At 46.4% G+C, this 20,369-nt stretch carries 19 protein-coding genes; 12 read left to right on the plus strand and 7 right to left on the minus strand.

The features are described from left to right. Positions 1 to 2 precede the first annotated feature (2 nt). From C943_RS00085 to C943_RS00095, 3 genes are all read left to right on the plus strand, one after another. Positions 3 to 740 (plus strand): sulfite exporter TauE/SafE family protein, encoded by a 738-nt coding sequence (locus C943_RS00085; protein WP_008623138.1) that lies wholly within the window; start codon positions 3 to 5, stop codon positions 738 to 740. A gap of 38 nt (positions 741 to 778) precedes the next feature. Beyond that, positions 779 to 1,009 carry a MoaD/ThiS family protein gene (locus C943_RS00090; protein ID WP_040478426.1) on the plus strand — a complete coding sequence of 77 codons (231 nt, stop codon included), beginning with the start codon at positions 779 to 781 and terminating at the stop codon, positions 1,007 to 1,009. Between the two features lie 122 nt (positions 1,010 to 1,131). After that, positions 1,132 to 2,346: an arginine deiminase gene (locus C943_RS00095; protein ID WP_040478344.1), complete on the plus strand. Its 1,215-nt coding sequence runs from the start codon at positions 1,132 to 1,134 to the stop codon at positions 2,344 to 2,346. A gap of 56 nt (positions 2,347 to 2,402) precedes the next feature. Here C943_RS00095 and C943_RS00100 read toward each other — a convergent pair whose 3' ends face one another. The 6 genes from C943_RS00100 to C943_RS00130 form a co-directional block, all read right to left on the minus strand. Beyond that, a complete protein-coding gene (locus C943_RS00100) occupies positions 2,403 to 3,008 on the minus strand; it encodes a hypothetical protein (RefSeq protein WP_008623142.1) in 606 nt (201 codons plus the stop codon). 250 nt (positions 3,009 to 3,258) lie between these two features. Then, positions 3,259 to 4,908 carry an Ig-like domain-containing protein gene (locus C943_RS21190; protein WP_008623146.1) on the minus strand — a complete coding sequence of 550 codons (1,650 nt, stop codon included), beginning with the start codon at positions 4,906 to 4,908 and terminating at the stop codon, positions 3,259 to 3,261. Positions 4,909 to 5,339: 431 nt separating this feature from the next. Continuing rightward, a complete protein-coding gene (locus tag C943_RS00115; RefSeq protein ID WP_008623149.1) occupies positions 5,340 to 6,311 on the minus strand; it encodes a DUF4097 family beta strand repeat-containing protein in 972 nt (323 codons plus the stop codon). Beyond that, positions 6,304 to 6,690, minus strand: coding sequence for a TM2 domain-containing protein (locus tag C943_RS00120; protein ID WP_008623151.1), 387 nt, complete (start codon positions 6,688 to 6,690; stop codon positions 6,304 to 6,306). The genes C943_RS00115 and C943_RS00120 overlap by 8 nt, the downstream gene beginning before the upstream one ends. Further along, positions 6,683 to 6,988 (minus strand): DUF2752 domain-containing protein, encoded by a 306-nt coding sequence (locus C943_RS00125; RefSeq protein ID WP_040478430.1) that lies wholly within the window; start codon positions 6,986 to 6,988, stop codon positions 6,683 to 6,685. The genes C943_RS00120 and C943_RS00125 overlap by 8 nt, the downstream gene beginning before the upstream one ends. Positions 6,989 to 7,097: 109 nt before the next feature. Then, positions 7,098 to 8,183 (minus strand): oxygenase MpaB family protein, encoded by a 1,086-nt coding sequence (locus C943_RS00130; protein WP_008623158.1) that lies wholly within the window; start codon positions 8,181 to 8,183, stop codon positions 7,098 to 7,100. Between the two features lie 50 nt (positions 8,184 to 8,233). Here C943_RS00130 and C943_RS00135 point away from each other — a divergent pair, with 50 nt between their 5' ends. After that, positions 8,234 to 9,133 carry a TolB-like translocation protein gene (locus C943_RS00135; RefSeq protein WP_008623160.1) on the plus strand — a complete coding sequence of 300 codons (900 nt, stop codon included), beginning with the start codon at positions 8,234 to 8,236 and terminating at the stop codon, positions 9,131 to 9,133. Positions 9,134 to 9,563: 430 nt separating this feature from the next. Here C943_RS00135 and purL read toward each other — a convergent pair whose 3' ends face one another. Continuing rightward, positions 9,564 to 13,244 (minus strand): phosphoribosylformylglycinamidine synthase, encoded by a 3,681-nt coding sequence (purL, locus tag C943_RS00140; RefSeq protein WP_040478432.1) that lies wholly within the window; start codon positions 13,242 to 13,244, stop codon positions 9,564 to 9,566. Positions 13,245 to 13,471: 227 nt separating this feature from the next. Between purL and C943_RS00145 the strand changes: the two genes are divergently transcribed. The 8 genes from C943_RS00145 to C943_RS00180 are packed head-to-tail and all read left to right on the plus strand — an operon-like array spanning position 13,472 to position 20,343. Continuing rightward, positions 13,472 to 15,775, plus strand: a complete 2,304-nt coding sequence (locus C943_RS00145; RefSeq protein WP_040478439.1) for a putative monovalent cation/H+ antiporter subunit A — start codon at positions 13,472 to 13,474, stop codon at positions 15,773 to 15,775. 1 nt (position 15,776) lies between these two features. Further along, positions 15,777 to 16,187: a Na+/H+ antiporter subunit B gene (locus tag C943_RS00150; protein WP_008623164.1), complete on the plus strand. Its 411-nt coding sequence runs from the start codon at positions 15,777 to 15,779 to the stop codon at positions 16,185 to 16,187. 1 nt (position 16,188) lies between these two features. Then, on the plus strand, positions 16,189 to 16,542 hold the full coding sequence (locus C943_RS00155; protein WP_008623166.1) for a Na+/H+ antiporter subunit C: 354 nt from the start codon (positions 16,189 to 16,191) through the stop codon (positions 16,540 to 16,542). Beyond that, on the plus strand, positions 16,539 to 18,062 hold the full coding sequence (locus C943_RS00160; protein WP_008623173.1) for a proton-conducting transporter transmembrane domain-containing protein: 1,524 nt from the start codon (positions 16,539 to 16,541) through the stop codon (positions 18,060 to 18,062). Before C943_RS00155 ends, C943_RS00160 begins: the two co-directional genes overlap by 4 nt. Beyond that, positions 18,059 to 18,538, plus strand: a complete 480-nt coding sequence (locus tag C943_RS00165; protein ID WP_008623175.1) for a Na+/H+ antiporter subunit E — start codon at positions 18,059 to 18,061, stop codon at positions 18,536 to 18,538. Before C943_RS00160 ends, C943_RS00165 begins: the two co-directional genes overlap by 4 nt. Beyond that, the gene (locus tag C943_RS00170) at positions 18,535 to 18,807 is read left to right on the plus strand and encodes an MrpF/PhaF family protein (protein WP_008623177.1); all 273 of its coding nucleotides are present in this window, start codon (positions 18,535 to 18,537) and stop codon (positions 18,805 to 18,807) included. Before C943_RS00165 ends, C943_RS00170 begins: the two co-directional genes overlap by 4 nt. Continuing rightward, positions 18,804 to 19,211: a monovalent cation/H(+) antiporter subunit G gene (gene mnhG, locus C943_RS00175; RefSeq protein ID WP_008623180.1), complete on the plus strand. Its 408-nt coding sequence runs from the start codon at positions 18,804 to 18,806 to the stop codon at positions 19,209 to 19,211. The genes C943_RS00170 and mnhG overlap by 4 nt, the downstream gene beginning before the upstream one ends. Then, positions 19,180 to 20,343 (plus strand): lactonase family protein, encoded by a 1,164-nt coding sequence (locus C943_RS00180; RefSeq protein ID WP_245545485.1) that lies wholly within the window; start codon positions 19,180 to 19,182, stop codon positions 20,341 to 20,343. Before mnhG ends, C943_RS00180 begins: the two co-directional genes overlap by 32 nt. Positions 20,344 to 20,369: the final 26 nt, after the last annotated feature.

Below are 20,369 nucleotides of genomic sequence, written 5' to 3' on the forward strand. Positions count from 1 at the left end.
ATATGGGATTCGAAGAAATATTGCTGTACCTGCTGCTGCCTACAACAGCCTTTCTCTATGCCTCGGTCGGACATGGCGGAGCGAGCAGTTACTTGATGGTATTGGCATTGTTGCAATTCCCCCCCGAACAGATACGTCCTACAGCATTGATCATGAACATGTTTGTCTCGATGATGGCTTTTTTGTCCTTTCGTAAAAAGGTCGATTTCCCTTGGGCGATTTTCATTTCACTTGGGCTTTTCTCGATCCCAGCGGCCTATGTTGGGGGAAGCCTCAGTATCGATGCCGAATGGTACAAAAGGATTTTGGGTATTCTGTTGTTTTTCCCTGTCCTAAAATTTCTCAATGTATTTCCCGTCAGCCCAAAGCAAACCTCAGAAAGACAATGGTGGATGGCGCCTGTTTTGGGGCTGGGAATCGGTTTTGTCTCCGGCTTGATAGGTATCGGTGGTGGCATCATCCTCTCTCCTATCCTTCTGATGTTGGGCTGGACAGACATCAAGGAGACCGCTGCGGTATCGGCCTTGTTTATCTTCCTGAATTCCGTCTCGGGTTTTCTGGGAGCAAGTGGGTTTGCCGCACAGATCGATCCAAATCTATGGATAGTGATGCCGCTGACAATCGCGGGCGGCGCGCTTGGTGCATACTTGGGGGCATTCAAGTTCCAGCCAAAGGTCATCAAATATTTGCTAACCGCGGTCTTGGTAGTCGCGGCTGTCAAATTAATATGGACAGGCTGATCAATTTTGGTTACCTTTCAATTCAGAATTGTTGCGAAATGATCACGGTAAAGGCGTTTGGAATTATTGCCGAGAAAATAAAAACCTCGGAATTGATGATCGATGGAATTCCGACTACGGATACACTGTTGGGTTACCTGCACCAACAATATCCCGAACTGCGACACATGAAGTTCAGTATTGCGGTAAATAGAAAGCAGACCGTCGGCAATACGGCTATTCCCCATGGAGCGGAAGTGGCACTGTTGCCTCCTTTCTCAGGCGGCTGAAGAATCCACCCGTATGTAGATTTAGAAAGGGTATTTTTTAAATTATTGTCAAATTAGTTCTTTTTAGGGCTTAGTAATTTAAATTTTGAATATCTTTCCGGCAAACATGGTGTTTTTTTGACATGAATCTCCGATTAAACTCTGAATTTGGCACATTGAGGGCCGTATTGATGCACAGACCTGGAAAGGAAATTGACCGTCTTACCCCCTACAACAAGGAATATTTGCTTTTTGAAGATGTCCCCTACTTGGAGGCCATGCAAAAGGAGCATGACTTCTTCACCGACCTTATCAAACAAACCACTGGCGCGACCGTCTACCGCCTCCACGAGCTCTTGATCCAGGTCCTGTCAAACCGGGAAATTTTGGAAAAGCTGATGCACAGTGCGCTGGTCAAGTCGCGTTTGACACATTTCCAAGAGTATATCCTAGACCGATTGTCGACAGCGGAATGCGCCACGGCACTTACCGCAGGAGTCAAAGTGCATGAGCTCAAGAGAAAAATACCGAATCTGCCTGCTGGTGAGCTGATGGATTCCGCCTTCGTGATTCCGCCGAGTCCAAACCTGTACTTTCAACGCGATCCGATGGCGATCACACCGGGAGGCATCATTTTCTCCAGCATGAAGATGGAGGGACGTCAGCGTGAGGCGGACATTCTGAGGGCGATTTTTGAAAACCACCCCGATTTTAAGGATCACGTAAATCCGATCTATCCCATCAACGGAAACGACAACCCGCCAAGCATAGAAGGTGGGGACATCATCGTACTTTCCAAGAAAGCTATTGCCATCGGCAACAGTGAAAGAACGGATGAAAAGGCCATTTATCAGGTTGCCAAGGCACTATTGGCAGAAGGGACAGTAGAGCGGGTCTACGAAGTCCACCTGCCCAAAAAGCGAAACTACATGCATCTCGATACGGTGTTTACAATTTTGGACGAAAATCTTGTGCTCACCTACCCAGATGCCTTGAATGCTGTTTTGCAAACATCGCTCTATACCTTGAAAGAAATTAAGGACGAAAAAGTAAATATCAAACGTCAGGTCCTGAATGAATCTTTGTTGACTGTGTTGGAAAAAGAAATCCCGCACCTTGAAATACTTTCTACCGCAGACGGCAATCCTGATTATTCCATGCGTGAACAATGGTTTGATGGAGCAAACGTATTTGCTATTGGACCAAGAAGAGTGATATCCTACAATCGCAATAAGCACACCAACAATGCCCTCCGAAATATGGGAGTTGAAGTGCTGGAAATCCCTTCCTCAGAATTGTCGAGGGGTCTGGGTGGTCCGCGATGCATGACGATGCCGATTAGCAGGGCAAAGATCTAATCCATCCCCAAAACCAGTGAAATGTTGCTTTCTTGGAGGCAGGTTCTTTGGTTTTTCTAGGGCGTTTTCCTCAATTTGACATTGAAATCGGCGTATCGGTACTCTGCCCTAAGGTATTCGATTTGCCCATTTTCCTGCAATCGGTAACTGATCCTGGATTTTGGAAAAAGCAATCCTTCAAAAAGTTCGAAATCACCGTTCATTACCAGACTCGTATGGTCGGAAGTTTTGACTGAATAAGCCATCAGCCTACTGTCGCTTGGATCAAAATAATAAACCCAAACGTCCAAATTGCCGGTCTCTGGCAAACCATCAATTACCTGCACGGATTCATATTCTTTCCCGTCCGGCAGGCGTTTGAGACCTAAGTATTCCAGTTGTTTTTCGCCTTCCAATAGGTCAAAGGGCTTCGTCATGACATATCCCGCTGCATCCAAATCCCGTTTTTTGGATTTCAGGAAGTCGGCATTCTGAATTTCGTTTTCCCCTAGCCAATACCTTATTCTTTTACCGTCAAACAATGCTTTGTTTCGGATGCTGTCTTTTTCCCAGCTCATCCGAATTTCCCAATTCGGCTGAAACCTGATCTCGATTTCTTGAAAAAGCTCATTTTCAAGGCTGGAATCCGCCTGGTAAAGCCTCGTTTCCTTCGCAAATGTCAACGACTCAACATTTTCCCATCGCACTGATCCTCCATGTGCTTCGATCGATTTGGATATCAGGTTGATTGCCGTTCTTTCTGAGGTGGGCTTACATGAAAGTAGAGCAAAACAAATCAGTAGGATTCGAATCGATTTGGAAAACAAGTGGGACGAAGACATATGAATAGATACTTGGACCGTCAAAAATAAAAAAACAGAGGAGAAAAAATTTCCCCTCTGTCCAACTGAAAAAAGCTATTTAGTGAAACCGTTAAAATCCTGTAGTTTTTCTTGGATCAAGTTCGCCAAGAATCCTCAATCTTGACTGATCGCTAGGCGCCACCCTTGCATTCTGAAGTTCTGTTATCGGATTGGTATCAATTTGGGCCACGCCGCCAAGGACAAGTGAGTTCGTGCTGTTGTAGAACAATGCAAAATCATTTGGACCTAATTGGATAACTGACGCACAGGCAATGGTGATATCCGTCATGTCCCTCGTAATTGGATGCGGCCTCAACGATGCAAATGGAAGCGTATTATAGCCGCAATCAACTGCGTTGCCCACATTACGCATGACAGCGCCCATGTTGATCAGGAATTGATTTTCTACGGCAAGCCCGACATTGGTATAAAAACCATCCCACTCGCCGATGAAAATTATACGCCCACCTTCATTGGCAAAATCCTTCATTGCGTTGATTTCAGCCACAGAGAACTGGACTTTTGGCAACCACAAAAAAAGGATCTTCACGTCAGGATCAATATTGGTCAAAGGTGTATTAGTCGAATTGATAAATGTGAGACTATATCCAGAATTCTGAATAAACTGATGCAACGCCGTATGTGTATTGTTTCCTTGGCATGCCTGAGGATATCCGGAATTCCTGCCGCAGTCCATCCATACTGTTTTTCCATTGGCACGATTTCCGATAGTTTGATAATCGATCAGATTACGTACCAAAAGTCTATTATTCGGGTTGTTTAGGCCCGTATTATCCAAATGGTTTACGTCGTTGAATACCACGACGTCACGACCAGGCCTTGGTGCAATTGCTTCCTGTACGAAAAGCGTGGCTGTTCCTTCTACATCAAAAGACTTGGCTTTGATACCGGTGACACCGAATTTCTTGCCTTTGGCCAAACCATCTTGGTCAATGGAGGCGACCTCGCCATCCGCTACAGACCATTTGATATTCAAAAACGCAAAATCTGTCAGCACTTCTCCGTAAAAGTTATAGACGATTGCCTCATATTGCTGCTCACCGTCGACAAGAACTGTTGCTTCAGCCGGCTTGATTTCAATACGCGCCGGGCATTCTTTTTCCTCTACCCGAAATGCGATTCTGAAATTCTGGTTTTGAACTACAGGAATCAAACCATCCTGGAGCGATTTGGTCTGATTGGAAGGTACTACGCCCACATCCAAGTGGCCAAGTACTTTTTCCCCGATGCGAACGCGAATACGGTAGATTTTCCCGATTTGTGCCTTCGTCTCACTCGGATTCCAATCGACAAAGTAATTCTCCTCCGCCTTATTGACTACGACTTTGCCGTCTGCGGCACCATCACGGTTGAAGACAGCGTGGTAGTTCTTAAAACCCAAGTCGTCGCTGATTTCGACAATTGGACTGAGGTTGGGGTGAAAGTTTTTGTGATACTTCGGAGCCTTGGCAACAGTCGGCGCCAGAAAATAAAACTCGTCCACACTGCCGCCGTTGGCAGCGTCCGAAATACCTAGCTTTCCAAACTCCTTCGCAAGGTTTTGTGAAAGCAAACTCAAGTCGTTGCTGATGTCTTCATCCTTCAGCAGACTTTCCGTACAGGCGTTCAAAAAAAACAACAAGGCAACAAAGAAACCTAGCTGGATTTTGAAAGAACTTTGGCCTGTAAAAGTACTCAGGGCTTTGGTTAAATTTTTCATAATTGGGAAAGGTTAAAAGTTCAATGAAAGATATTCATAAAAAATATTTATGTCAACATTTTTTTGCACTTTGTTACATTTTTTTTGCATTTAAACTAATTACAGTCGTTTTACTTGTTTCTTTTATGTTTTTAGTATTACTATTTTTGAAGTTCAGGAACGATGATTCCAATAGAATCTGTTGCTCTATTTTAAAATATATTCCTGTTTGATCGTAAAATCCGTAATCCACAGCCGTTAGAATTGCTATCATGACAATGGTGGGAAATTCCCAAGTTTTTCAAAGCAGTATTCAAGTCGCATTGGAATCGAAATTCAATTATTGGTTGCAGATCTCGAGATTCTGATCCCATCCTGCTTTTATAAAAAAAAAAAGTCCCTGATGACCGCGAGACCATCAGGGAAAGTAATCGATACTGATTTTACAGTACCTACTCAGGGGATTCAGAACCTTCACCGATAATTTTGATGGATCCGCTGGATACCCTGCCTTCAACAGTAGCACTTGCGCCATTATCGATGTCCAACTTTTTGCCTGAATCCTGGTCACCTACCCTCACCGAACCACTTGTGGCCGAAAGGTTATAATTGAAAGCATTCAAATCAGAGGTTGTTTGGATCGATACACTGCCAGAGTTGGCTTTGAAGTTGGAATTTGGTCCGAGACCTGATCTTTCCGCCTTGATACTGCCTGAACTTGCCTCTAACTGTCCAAGTTCCTTGACTTCAGATAGCCGGATATTGCCGGAATTTACCTTGGCGTCTACCTTTCCTTGGATATTTTCGAACTTAAGGGAACCGGAAGATGCGTTGGCCCTCACGTCTCCTTCTATCTCCGTCAATTTGACCGAACCAGAATTGACTTCGGCCAGGACTTTCCCGGTCAAAGCTTCGCCCGTTATACTTCCGGAGGATGCATGAAGGTTTATGGTGTTTGACTCTATGCCCATCGCCTTGATGCTACCCGAATTAACCTTCAGGTCGATTACCTCGTGAACGACATTCAATACCTCAATCGAACCCGAGCCGTTTTGAAAATCGAGCTTGATGTTCTCGGGTCCGGTCAAGCTGATAAATCCGTCAAATCTGTTCCCGAAATTCCAGCCGATTATTTCTGTGTCACCTACAACTTCGACAATCAGCTTGGAACCCGATTTTCGGTACTTGATTTGCAGACCGGAACTTTCCGGAGCCTCGACATAGCCATTGAGATGTACTTCTGTTGAATTTTCCCGCCCTTCATAAGACACTTCAAGGAATTTGCCTTCCAATACGATTTCCTCGATTCCCGAGAAGGTTTCCTCATAATCTGTGGTAACAGTCTTTTCAGAAGTTGCGTAGCAGCCACCAAGCATTAAGCCTAGGGCCGCTACGAAAAACACTGCTTTTATATCCTTATACATTTGAGGCGGTGGTTGATGTGGTGCCCATACCACCGTTTGACATCATTGAGAGCGTTTCGTGGGCTACTTTGATGTTGTATTCGTATGCAAGACTCTTGTAGTTGACCAAGTCCACAATCGTACCGATAAAGCAAAGACCTACTGTCAATATATACAGGATACCCAATCCGATCTGCCCCAAAACAAAGCGATGCAGACCCGCAAATCCGAAGAAGCCCAACAGACAGAGTATCAATACCATCTGATTGTCCTTCCTCCTTGCTCGGTAAACCTGTGCGAAAAGGTTAGCCTGATCGTCATCCATGTTTTTAAGGATTCCCTGGATGTAACCCAATTCCATTCCTTCCAATTCAGGAAGGTGTCTCAATACATTAGCCATAGTGATTAGAAGTTTTGATGAGTTTTATGAGTTGATAGATGCGGTAACCAATCGCCGCGAAAGCAAACATGGCCAGCGGATGCATGGACCAGGATGCTTGTATATCTCCTTTGGTCAACAAGCTCATGGACCTCCCCAATCCACAGCCGGGGCACCAGTCGAATCCTAGGTTACTCAACGGGCATAGGCTGAAATGTTGGGGTCCATAAGGGTCTATCAGAAAGATGCCAACAATCGCACCAAGCCAAAAGACCAATTCCAAAGGAAACTTGCGGAAAATGTTACTTACATTTCTCATATGTCCTTCAAAATACGAAAAGGATGCCATATGCCAAAAACCCTTAAATCACGCCAAAAATGCACCATTCGAAATAGCGCTGACGCGCACACGGACAAAAAGTGTACGATTATGAACGCTTTGGAATGGGGAGGTTAAGGACAAGGTCACGACCAAATTCACTCTTAAAGCGCTGCTTCAAATCCCTTCTTAATCCCCCATACCCTGAATGGGTGCGCCCCTGTTTCCAAAAGCTGAAATCCAAAACCAGACCATAGACCTGCTTTGGCAATTTGCCAACAGCTAAAATACCCAATGCCGCAGAGGCCTCTTTTCCCAAAAAATATCCAATAAACTGATCCATTACGGATGTGATTGCGGTATCCGGAATCGACGTTTTGTAGTATCTCAAAAGCGAATCCATTAAAATCCGCCCAGCCTCAGATGGCTTAAGATGTCGCTTCCGGATCAATTTCTCCAGTTCAAAAGCCTCCTTGGCAGTCTCAGGCCAATAGTCAATCTCCAAACCAAGGTAAAAACCAATCAGCTTCCAATAGTGCAGCAAGTCCTCGAGGGAATCCTTGCCTGGAAATCTGTCCAGCTTTTCCATGCCCCGCATGACCATCAGGCTAAACGCCAAATTCGTACCGACAAGATCCTCTTGGTTGATCGGAATGCCCCAATCATCATCCCAATCCCTAGCGTGCCGCGATACAAAATACCTGCTGAATGCATGAATCAACCGTACTTTCGCCAACGTCATGAGCTTCTCGTCGTTGTTCATGAATGTCCCAGGGAAAAAAGCATCCAACAGGAAAAGCGCTGTTTCAGAAAGCCTGACCCCAATTTCTTCCGTAATCCGCTTGGACCGCACCAAAACCTGCGCCCCATCGGCGAATGCATAGCAGTAGGGAAGCGAATAAAATCCGAGGAGGGAGAGATAGAGGTTGGAGTTTTTCTGGAAAAAATCCTGCGCTGCGGCAGTCTTCGTCAGATCGATAAAATCGGGCTTTGAATGGAAAAACAGGAAATATTCCTTGACCAATTTCGGGAAATCCGATACCTCCTGTACCGCAGGGATTTGCTCCCAAGAATTGATCCTTTCAATCCATTCAGGATTTTGGATCAAAAAAACCACGAGCCGATCTGCAAGGTCATCCCCCCTTTTCCGCAACAAGTCCAATCGGGCATCAGTATATAATTTCAATTTTCCCACCCCATTCTAACCTTCATTTTGTAATTTGGTTTCCGAAAAGCAATTGATTTATGTATCGTAGATTCTTTGTTACCCTTTTTACCTATCTCATTTGTATCCCGCAACTAATCGCCCAGGGTAGTTTTGACCTGATTGCTGTCGACCTGAAAAAACAAACGGGCAAATGGACCTTGAGTATCAACAGCGTTGAAAAGATCACGGACCGCGACCTTTACGACAATCAACCCGCCTTTATCAACGATAAGCAAATGGCCTTCTCGGCAGCCGACGACAAAGGCAACCATGACATCATCATTTACAACTTCGAATCGAGGAAATTCACGAACCTGACGAAATCCGCAGATCGCAATGAGTTTTCACCTTCGTTGACCGACTGTGGCCTCTATGTATCGGCGGTGACCGTTGAACCGGACGGAAAGCAGCGGCTTTGGCTCTACCCCACCAATTTTGGAGAACCCGAATTGCTGTATGACGATATAGAGCCTGTCGGTTATTATGACTGGTATGACAACAAGGCGGCGATGTTTGTCCTTGGCAAACCCAATAGCTTGGTCTATCCCTACGGCAAGTCCGAATTGCACACGATCGACAAGAATGTCGGTCGATCCATCAAAAAGCGGCCAAAATCCAGCACGATTGCCTATTTGGACTTAGATAAAATGACCGAATCGAATGGGCACAAGTCTTACAGTATTGTGGGATTTGATATCGAGAAAAGGGAATACATCGACCTCGGAATGAGTCTGCCCGGATCACAGGATTTTATCTGGCTGGATGCCAATACACTCCTGATGGGAATAGGCAATGAGCTTTTTATCCGAAAAATTGGAAAGGAAAGCTGGGAATCACTCGGCAGCGTCGAGGTCGTTGGATACCAGAATATCACTCGCCTTGCCTACTCCGAGCCATTGAAGAAGCTGGTGGTCGTGATGGAAAGAAAAAAAGAATAGTGTTTTCGCGCCGCTCGCAAAGACCGCGAAGGAGCGAAGAAATAGAAGGCAGTGTTCAGTGGCAGTTGGCAGACATTCAGGGCCATTCTTTTCTCGCAAAGACAGCAAAGGCGCGAAGAACGCCAACTAATAAAACACAGAGATCAGTGGCAGGTGGGAGAGGAATACCATTCGTGAATTCGTGGCAATTTTTTTCTCGCAAAGACGGCAAAGGAGCGAAGAACGCCAACTAATAGAATACAGAGATCAGTGGCAGTTGACAGAGGAACACCATTCGCGAATTCGTGGCTATTTTTTTTCTCGGCAAACCGCTGAAAGGCAACGAGTACAAAGTGGCTGCAGGCGCTATTGCGTTTTCTTGGCGGCTTTGCGCCTTTGCGTGCCATCAACTTGTTCGCGCGCTTTGCACCTTATTTTTCTTTGCGCGCTCTTAATGCGCTTTCACCCAATTGAAAGCATTCACAAAGGCCTCCATCCAAGGGCTGACTTCGTCTGAATTTCTCTCTGTTGGATAAAATGGCCAGTTCCAGGGCTTCAGCGAGCGTTCGATATGCGGCATGATTGCCAAATGTCTTCCGTCTGCTGAGGCAATCCCTGCCACGGCATAATCCGATCCATTAGGATTGCCTGGGTAGGCACCATAGCTGTATTTCATGCCAATATGGTAATCCGATTCGGACTTTGGTAGGCTGAATTTGCCTTCACCATGGGCAACCCATACGCCCAAGCGCTGGCCCGAAAGCGAACCCAACATCACGGAATTGTTTTGAGGCACTTCCACATTGACAAAGCAGGACTCAAACTTGTGGCTGGCGTTGTGCAGCATCTTCGGCTTCCGGTCATGCTCCGGAGTGACGAGTCCCAACTCCACCATCAATTGGCATCCGTTGCAGACGCCCAAACTCAAAGTGTCCTTCCGTGCATAGAAATTGTCGAGGGCTTGTTTTGCCTTTTCATTGTAGAGAAAGGCCCCAGCCCAACCTTTAGCCGAGCCCAACACGTCGGAATTTGAAAAGCCTCCCACAAACACGATCATCTGTACATCGGCGAGGTTTTCCCTTCCGCTGATCAGATCGGTCATATGGACATCCTTCACGTCAAATCCTGCAAGCCATAGCGAATAGGCCATTTCCCTGTCGCCATTTACACCCTTCTCGCGTATGATGGCAGCGTTGACACCTGACTTTGTCTTGCGGAAAGGGTCCAAAGCCCAATTCGAAAATTTGCCCGAAAAGCCATTGCCGAATCTATAGGAAAGCGTTTGATGCTTGTAGTTCTGGAAGCGCTCAAATGCGAGTTTCTCGCCGGTTTGCTTTTTGTCCAACAAATACGAAGATCTGAACCAAATATCCCGCATTGCCGCTATTTCCAAGCTCAGGTTCGCACCCTGCAAATCTACCTTGCCATCCATTGTCACGTCTGCGACGGAGATATAGGTAATACCAAGATTATCCAGGAACCCCTTTAACACTTCAGGATTCATGACCTGGATCAACACTCCCGGGTTTTCGGCAAACAAAGCTTTCACGATATCCTTTTCTTCCAATCGGTTTACATGTACCGACAAACCAACTTTTGAGGAAGGAAAGCACATTTCGAGCAAGGCAGAAATCAAACCGCCAGAAGAAATATCATGGCCTGCAAGGATCTGACCCTTTCCGATAAGTGCTTGGATAGCGCCAAATGCCTTTGAGAAATATTGGTGATCCTGTACGTCAGGCGTTTCATTGCCCACTTTGTTCAGGATTTGGGCAAAACTCGACCCACCGATTTGGGCGGATGTTTTTGAAAAATCAACGTAGAATACCTTGCTGCCCAAAATCGGCTGCAGGTTTGGAGAAACTGTTTTAGCGGGAGCAGCACATTCTGCTACCGTCGAAATGATGACGGTACCTGGAGAATAAACCGTTTTGCCACCCGGATACTTTTGCGTCATCGAAAGCGAGTCCTTTCCGGTCGGCACGTTGATGCCGAGGGCAATTGAAAAATCGGAAATCGCCTTGACCGCACGGTAAAGCCTATCATTTTCGCCGGAATTCTTGGCAGGCCACATCCAGTTGGCGGAAAGCGAAACACCCGCAAGCCCGTGTGTCAGCGGTGCCCAGACCAAATTGGTCAAAGCCTCGGCTATCGCCAACCTTGACCCTGCCTCGGGATTGGCCAATGCTGCGACAGGCGCATGGCCAATAGAAGTCGCTATGCCTTTTTCTCCTGTAAAATCCAGCGCCATCACAGCCACATTGTTCAAGGGAAGTTGGATTTCGCCCACCGTTTGCTGCTTGGCAACCCGTCCGGTAACAGACCGATCCACCTTGTTGGTCAACCAATCCTTGCAGGCAACCGCCTCGAGTTGGAGAACTTGCTCTATATAATACTGTAAGTTTTCAGCTTGGTAACTTGGGGTTTCAAGCGATTGGCTTTGGGTTTTGTCTTCCAAAATAGTTTTCGGCGAACTTCCAAACATGTATGCCAAGTCCCAATCCACAGGCTTTTCCCCTGTTTTTCTGTTTTCAAACTTGAAATGCATATCTCCAGTCGTCTCTCCGACGACATAGAAAGGAGCCCGCTCACGTTCGGCGATACGCTGCAAGGTTGCAACGTCTTTCTCGTGAACGACCAATCCCATACGCTCTTGGGATTCGTTGCCGATGATTTCCTTGGCGGAAAGTGTCGGATCGCCCACCGGCAATTGGTCCAAATGGATCGTCCCGCCCGTACTTTCAACCAATTCGGAGAGGCAGTTCAAATGTCCACCTGCACCATGGTCGTGGATGGAAATGATCGGATTGTCGGCACTTTCAGCCATAGCGCGAATGACGTTGGAAACCCGCTTTTGCATCTCGGGATTGGAGCGCTGGATCGCGTTCAGCTCGATGGCGTTTGAAAATTCACCTGTATTTACCGAGGAAACAGCACCGCCGCCCATGCCGATCCGGTAATTATCACCACCCATGACGATGATTTTGTCCCCTTTGCCGGGCTCATGTTTTTTCGCAAATTCTTTTCGAGTAAATCCAACACCACCTGCCAGCATAATGACTTTGTCAAAGCCATGGGATTTGTCTGCTTCCTCATGCTCAAAGGTCAAGACCGATCCACAGATCAAAGGTTGGCCAAATTTATTTCCGAAATCCGAGGCCCCATTAGAGGCTTTGATCAGGATGTCCATGGGTGTCTGGTAAAGCCACTTCCTTGGCTGAAGATTCTTTTCCCAGCTTCTCCCCTCCTCAGAACGCGCATAGGAAGTCATATAAACAGCAGTTCCTGCGAGTGGAATGGATGCGGTACCACCGGCGAGGCGGTCTCGTATTTCACCGCCGGAACCCGTTGCGGCACCGTTGAATGGTTCGACCGTGGTTGGAAAATTGTGTGTTTCGGCTTTGAGCGAAATTACTGTCTCAATAGGCTCAGGCTCGAAAAAATCGGCCTTATCCTGCGTTTTGGGCGCAAACTGCTGTACCGCTGGACCCTCGATGAAGGCTACGTTATCTTTGTAGGCAGAGACGATTTTGTTCGGGTTCCGCTTGGAGGTTTCCTTAATCAATTGAAAAAGCGTCTTTTCCTTTTCCTCCCCGTCAATCACAAACGTCCCATTGAAAATCTTGTGACGGCAATGCTCAGAATTGACCTGGCTAAATCCAAAAACTTCGGAATCTGTGAGTGGCCTGCCCAATTGGTTGGCCACATTTTCCAAATAATCTACTTCTTCCTGGCTCAGCGCCAAGCCTTCTTTGGTATTATAGGCTCCGATATCTTCCACTGCCCTGATAGGCTCGGGCTGCAGATGGATATCGAAAATATCCTGATCCAAACCCGCGTAGACCTTTTGCAGCATGGGATCAATGCTGTCTTTTTCACCCAAGGGGAAATACTCCTCGATCCGCAGAATACCCGCGATGCCCATGTTAACCGTGATTTCCACGGCATTGGTGGACCAAGGCGTAATCATTTCCTTTCTCGGACCAGCAAACCGACCCGCAACTGAAGGTCCGCTGAGCGGTGTCGCGCCACCAAAAAGCCACACCAATTTGTCGGTGTCGGTAGCGGAAATGGGGAACTGCGCTTGGACGGCATAGACCAAGTGCTGGGGGGATTGGAAAAAGAAGATCATGCGTGTCGGTAGAAGCCTTGATGAAGAAGGCACAAAGGTAGGGATTTGGGGCAAAAGTGGAAAAGAAAGGCGTGAAATGGCTGGCAGACTTGGTATGTTTTTCAAGGAAAAATTGATCGACATTGCCCCAACATCAAACCTTGGAGATTTTTTTAGGCGAGTCCATACGGGAAAAATTAATTCGTATTTTAGGCGATGGAATTTTCATATTATCGAAAGCATTCGGGATGATCACAGCGGTTTTTTTGGGCTTTATCTTTGCGGCCTTTACACCTGTATTAAGAAAACTCGGCCAAAGTGTTTTTCCTTGGGTTTATTCCCTACTGCCTTTGGGATTGTTTGTGTATTTCCTTGGCTGGCTGCCGGGACTGTCTAACGGTCCACAAGTGGTCGGATATCCATGGATTCCGAGCTATGGAATCAATTTGGATTTCAGGATCGATGGATTGTCGCTGTTGTTTGCACTCTTAATCACGGGCATAGGTAGTTTGGTTTTCTTCTATTCGACCTATTACCTCAAGGGACATCCGGCGCTTGATCGCTTTTATGGCTTTCTGTCCATGTTTATGGCATCTATGTTGGGACTGGTGCTATCGGACAACCTGATGGCGATGTTCATTTTCTGGGAGCTGACCAGTATCAGCTCTTTCTTTTTGATCGGCTTCAACCATGAGGAAAAGTCCTCCCGCAAGTCTGCACTGACGGCCTTGGGTATCACGGGTTTTGGGGGACTGGTGTTATTGGCGGGAGTCGTACTGATAGGCACTGTCGGCGGGAGTTTCTCCTTTTCGGCCTTAGTCCCATTATCCGAAACTATCCAAAATAGTCCCAGTTACGTCTGGATTGTGGGCCTCTTTATGATCGGTGCCTTTACCAAATCCGCCCAATTTCCCTTCCATTTTTGGCTGCCCGGTGCCATGAAGGCTCCAACTCCTGTCAGCACTTACCTGCACTCGGCGACGATGGTCAAGGCGGGAATCTACCTTTTGGCAAGGATGACTCCTGTGTTGGGGGCTAATCCGATCTGGAATGATACCCTTCTGTGGGTCGGCGGCATCACGATGTTTTATGCGGCGGCGCATAGTTTGTTCCGCGTGGATTTGAAAAGCATATTGGCTTATTCCACCATCTCGGCTTTGGGGATTTTGGTTTTCCTACTGGGCGTCGGTACCGAAAAAGCGCTTTTGGGAGCAGGATTGTTCATTCTGGCCCATGCGTTGTACAAAGCTGCTCTGTTCCTCGTCACGGGCATTATTGATCATCAAACTGGAACCCGAAATGTACCCGGCCTTAAGGGATTGGGGAAAGTAATGCCTATGGTGGCTTTTGGTGGTGTGGTGGCTGCATTGAGTAGCGCCGGATTTCCGCTGTTCTTGGGTTTTCTCAGTAAGGAAGTGATGTACGAAGGCGTTTTGGCGCTCGGAAATTTGACGATCGTTGCTGTCGCGATCTTGGTGCTCACAAAAATATTTCTGCTCGTAGCTGGATTTTGGGCCGGGATCAAGCCCTTTGTTGGGCACTTACCCACCGAATTGGCTTCAGTCAAAGGTCCGCCTCCTACGCTTTGGATTCCCCCGGTTCTTTTGGGAATCTGCACCATAATCACCGGCGTTTACCCGGCACTTATCGACAGCAGTTTCGTGCAACCGTTATTTCATGCGATCAGCGGGAGTAATGAAATTTATACCCTAAAACTCTGGCATGGCTTTAACCTTGTCCTATTGCTCAGTTTAATCACGCTCGGGGCGGGTGTTGCTTTGTATTTTTTCTGGAAACCCAGCGATACCAAATTCGCCAAAACGTTTCGGTTCGAGTCGACATCTCCGGAGTCCTTGTTCGAAAGCGGCGGAAATCTATTCCTGCGGTTTTCCAGATTCTGGACGGATTTCTTCCAAAATGGCTATTTACGAAACTATTTCATCACCATCCTCGCATTCCTTATTTTGGTGACGGGTTACCGGCTTTTAGGCGGTGTGGACATCCATATCGATTGGGAGCAAATCTCATCCGTTAGCTTTTACGAGGTCATTTTGACGGCCATGATGGCAGTTTCTATTGGGATTGCCGTCCTGACACATTCGCGAACCATGGCCATCCTCGCTTTGGGTATTGTTGGCTTTGTCAATTGTCTCTTTTTCCTCTTCTTTTCTGCACCCGACTTGGCGATGACACAGTTCTCGATCGATACGCTGACGGTGGTTCTGTTTATGCTGGTGCTCTTCAGGCTACCCAAAAACAAAAAGCTTTCCTCCAATCCCATCCGAATCCGTGACGGTATAATTTCCTTGGTTTTTGGGGCATTTATTGCAATTCTGACCTTGGAGGTTTTTGAGTCGCCATCACAAACAGATGTCTCGACTTTCCATGCGGAAAACGCCTATCTCCTAGCTAAGGGCCGGAACGTCGTAAACGTCATTTTGGTGGACTTCAGGGCTTCTGATACCATCGTCGAGACGGTCGTGCTTGTCATCGCTGCTATAGGCGTATACACATTGATGAAGTTGGACCTTAATCCCCAAAAAAATCCCTGATATGAAATCACTGATCTTCCGGACAGCCTCAGATTACCTTCTGCCGCTGCTGCTCCTGTTCTCCATTTTCCTGCTCCTGAGGGGGCACTACGAACCCGGTGGTGGATTTGTAGGCGGATTGGTGGCATCCATGGCATTCTTGATCCATTCATTTGCATATGGACTGACCCAGACGAGGAAAATCATCAGGGTAAATCCTGGATACCTTATGCCTGTAGGACTCTTGTTGGCTTTGGTGGCTGGAATCGCGCCTTGGTTTGTTGGGCTGCCGTTTCTGACCGGATTGTGGTTTTCCGAACCACTGAGGTTTATCGGTGCTGTCAGTTCCGTGCTGGTATTTGATATTGGGGTTTATCTGGTCGTGATCGGAACTACTTTGACGATTTTCTTTTCAATTTCTGAATCTGTGTGATATGGAGTTGTTGCTCGTTTTTTTGATCGGATTGATGCATGCCGGCGGCGTATACATGCTGCTGCGCCGCAGCATGTTCAAGATGATTATCGGATTGATTCTATTGGGAAATGGGGCCAACCTACTGATTTTTCTCTTGGGAAGATTGGTCAAAGGACATCCACCGGTGATGGCAGATGGGATGAAAGTGTTTACCGATATCTATGCCGATCCCTTGCCGCAGGCGGTGATTTTGACGGCGATTGTGATTGGCTTTGGCTTGCAGTCATTTGCGATTATTTTGATCAAGAAAGTGTACAAGGTGCTCGAAACGGATGACCTGGATGAGCTGAATTCTAGCGAAGAGGAAATATGATCAACAACCTGACGATATTGCCTATTGTGTTCCAATTTTTGGCAGGGATCATTCTGCTTTTCTGTTGGGGAAAAATCGGTATCCAAAAAACGCTGAGTATCCTGCTTTCGCTCATTTCGGTGGGAATCGCAATTTGGATGTTTGACACTACGTGGAAGCAAGGCATCCAAATCAGCCATGCCGGAAATTGGGATTCGCCTTTTGGGATTAGTTTCGTGTCCGATGTTTTTGGCGCCACCATGGTACTATTGGCATCCCTATCCGGACTTGCGGTTTCAATGTTTGCTTCGGGAAGCTTAAGAAAGGAACGGATACAATTTGGTTTTTTCCCAATCCTCCATTATCTACTGATGGGATTGATGGGTGCTTTTCTAGCAGGCGACATCTTCAATCTTTATGTTTGGTTCGAAGTTGTAATCATTTCCTCGTTTGTATTATTGACTTTAGGTGGAAAGAAAAAGCAATTGGAAGGTGCGATGAAATACGTGTCACTCAACCTCTTGGCTTCATCTCTGTTTCTAGTTGGAATCGGGTTTATCTATGGATTGACAGGGACATTGAACTTTGCCGATGTAGCGCTCAAAATCGCTGAAATCCCCAACCGAGGCTTGGTCAATGCAACGGCTGGAATCTTCTTTGTTGCATTTGGGATCAAGTCAGCAATATTCCCTCTATATTTTTGGTTGCCGGCAGCTTATCATACACCTCCGGCTGCGGTTTCCGCCATTTTCGGTGGTTTGATGACAAAGCTTGGGGTTTACTCGATCATCCGCTGCTTCACGCTGATGTTTGGTGGCGACGAATTTCTCGGACCTTTGTTTTCCGTGGTCGCAGGACTGACGATTTTGACGGGCGGTATGGGCGCGCTTTTGCAGAAAAGCATGAACAAAACATTCGGATACCTGATCATTTGTCATATTGGATTCATCATGGCAGGATTCGGAATGTTTACCGAATTGGCCATCATGGGTGCGGTATTTTACCTCATTCATGATATCGTGGTCAAGACAAACCTATTCATGATCTCAGGCTTGGTTTTAAAAATGAACGGGACAGAGAATATCCATGAATTGGGCGGAATGTATCGAAACCACGCCTTGCTTTCGCTTCTTTTGGCCATTCCACTGTTTTCCCTGGTTGGATTTCCGCCCCTATCCGGTTTTTGGTCCAAAATATTCCTGATCCAAGGAGGTCTCGAATCGCGGGAATTCTTCCTCATAGGAGCGATTATTTTGGGTAGTTTCCTCACGCTTTGGGTCGTAGGGAAAATCTGGCTAGAGGTTTTCTGGAAAAAAGCAGAAAACCTCCCAAAGCAAGCCGATGGGAAATACTTTCACCAAATGAGCGCAGCCAACCGATGGTTGATGGTTTTTCCAATCTTTTTCCTAGCATCAGTTTCTCTGTTTATTGGCCTGGGGGCTGAACATATCATCGAAGTGTCAAGGAAAATTTCCTCTGACCTGATGGATACAGGTCCCTATATCCAGGCTGTTTTGGGCAATCAAATCACACAACCATGAACAAGTCACTTCTTCTGAACAATTTCCTGCTGGCAGTAATTTGGGTGATTGCCACCGGAGTAGCGACTGCCGAGAACTTCATTTTTGGCTTCATCATTGGTCTTGGGATTCTTTGGATCACGGCGACAAAAAAATCGGACCGAAAATATTTTGTCATCCTTCCAAAACTCGTGTATTTTCTCTTGTTCTTGGTTTGGAAACTCATCCTCTCCAATATTTCAACAGTGAAAGAATCGCTTTATTCCAAATCCAAGCTCGAACCAGGAATTGTGAAAGTACCCCTGACACTCAAGGATGAGTTTCATATAGTCACCCTGGCAAATTTGGTGTCACTGACTCCGGGAACGATGGTAATGGACATTTCTGATGATAAGAAAGTCATGTACATACACGTCATGCACCTAGAGGACAAGGACAAATTCATCCGGGAGTTGAAGGAAGATTTTGAAAACAAACTAGTAGAATTATTCGCATGAGCTTCGAAAACTACTTCTATTGGGTGATCGTGCCAATCTTGGCAGTTTCGGTCATTTTGGTATTCGTCAGATTTCTGAAGGGACCGAGTATGGCTGACCGTGTGATTGCATTGGATATGCTTTTCTTGGTTTCGATTTGTATCATTGCCATTTTCAGTATGTTATTTGACCAAAGTACATTCCTGGATATTGCGATGCTCTTTGCCTTGATTGCCTTTTTCAGTACCACTGTATACGCCTATTACATCGAACAAAAGAACAAGAGATGAAGGAAGTAATTATCATGATTTGCTCAACGGTGGGCGCTTTATTTATCCTTTCCACCTCGGTGGCCATGCTGCGCCAGCCGGATGTTTATCTCCGCATTTCGGTGACGGCCAAAGCATCCACTTTGGGTGTCGGCATGATTCTCTTGGCTGCGGCCATTTATTTCGAAGCATTTCCTGTGGTTTCCAGGATTTTGGCAATCATTGTTTTTATATTTTTGACAGTGACGATCGCAGGACATATGTTGGCAAAGGCGGCTTATATTACCAACATTCCTGTTTGGAAAGGAACAAAAATCGATGAATTGGCAGGAAAGTACGATCCGGAAACCCACGTCCTTTACAGTGAATCTCCTGATAAAAACCCAGCAAAACTTGACAAAAAGCCCGATGGAAAACTGGAATAAGCAAATCGTTGGCAGCATCCTTGTCGCACTCTGCCTCACAATCGCTTGCGACAATAAACCCCAAGAAGAAAAAGTGGAAACACCATATGCTTTCCTGATCGGAACCTACACGGAAAACGAAAGCCAAGGCATTGGCTTGCTCAATTTCGATCCAGACAAAAACGTTTTGGATGTGTCTGTGGTGGCTTCTGGTGTAAATAATCCATCATTTGTAATCGCCAACAATGCCCAAACATTGATCTATACTGTCGAAGAGACAGCAGGTGAAAATGGCGGAAAGGTGAAGTCATTCAGGTTTGACCGCCAAAACAATTCGCTGGAACAAATTGACGTGCAGGATACAAAGGGCGACCACCCCTGCTACCTTGCCATGGATGAAGAAGAGAGGTTTTTGGTGGTTGGGAATTATAGCGGGGGAAATTTCTCGACTTTTAAAATCGATGGTGGAAAACTCATACCTGTCCAGACGATTCAGCACGAGGGGCAAAGTATCAATATCGATAGACAAGAAAAGGCACACGTCCATAGCACTGTCTTTCATCCCGATGGCAAATATTTACTCGTTGGAGATCTCGGGACTGACAAAATCCATATCTACAAGTTCAATCCCAGCTATGCCGTTCCGTTCAACCATTCCGATCCGGCCTATTTTGAAGTGGCTCCGGGTTCAGGACCGAGGCATTTGACAATACATCCAAATGGTAGCAGAGTCTACTTGGTACATGAGCTCACGGCAGAAATTGGGGTATATTCCTTTGAGAATGGCCAGGTTGGGTACGTCGAGTCCTTTCCACTCACCGCAAATGATTTTGTTGGCAACGTTAGTGCTGCCGAAGTTAGGATTTCGCCAGACGCAAGGAACCTTTACGTTTCCAACCGCGGCGATGCCAATGAAATCAGCGTTTTTAAAATATTGGGCGATGGAAATCTAGAGTGGGTAGAAAGGGTAAAAACGGGGGGAAACATGCCGAGAAATTTTATCCTCACAAAGGACGGGAAATACCTCCTCGCCGCCCACCAAGCATCCAACAAAATCACGGTTTTTGAAAGAAACGTTCAAACAGGAAAACTCACCAAGCTTTCCTTGGAAGCAGAAATCAACAAACCTGTTTATTTCTTTGGATTGGATTGACACTGAGAGAAACAAGACTTTGGCCG

Source organism: Mariniradius saccharolyticus AK6, assembly GCF_000330725.2.
Lineage (GTDB): Bacteria > Bacteroidota > Bacteroidia > Cytophagales > Cyclobacteriaceae > Mariniradius > Mariniradius saccharolyticus.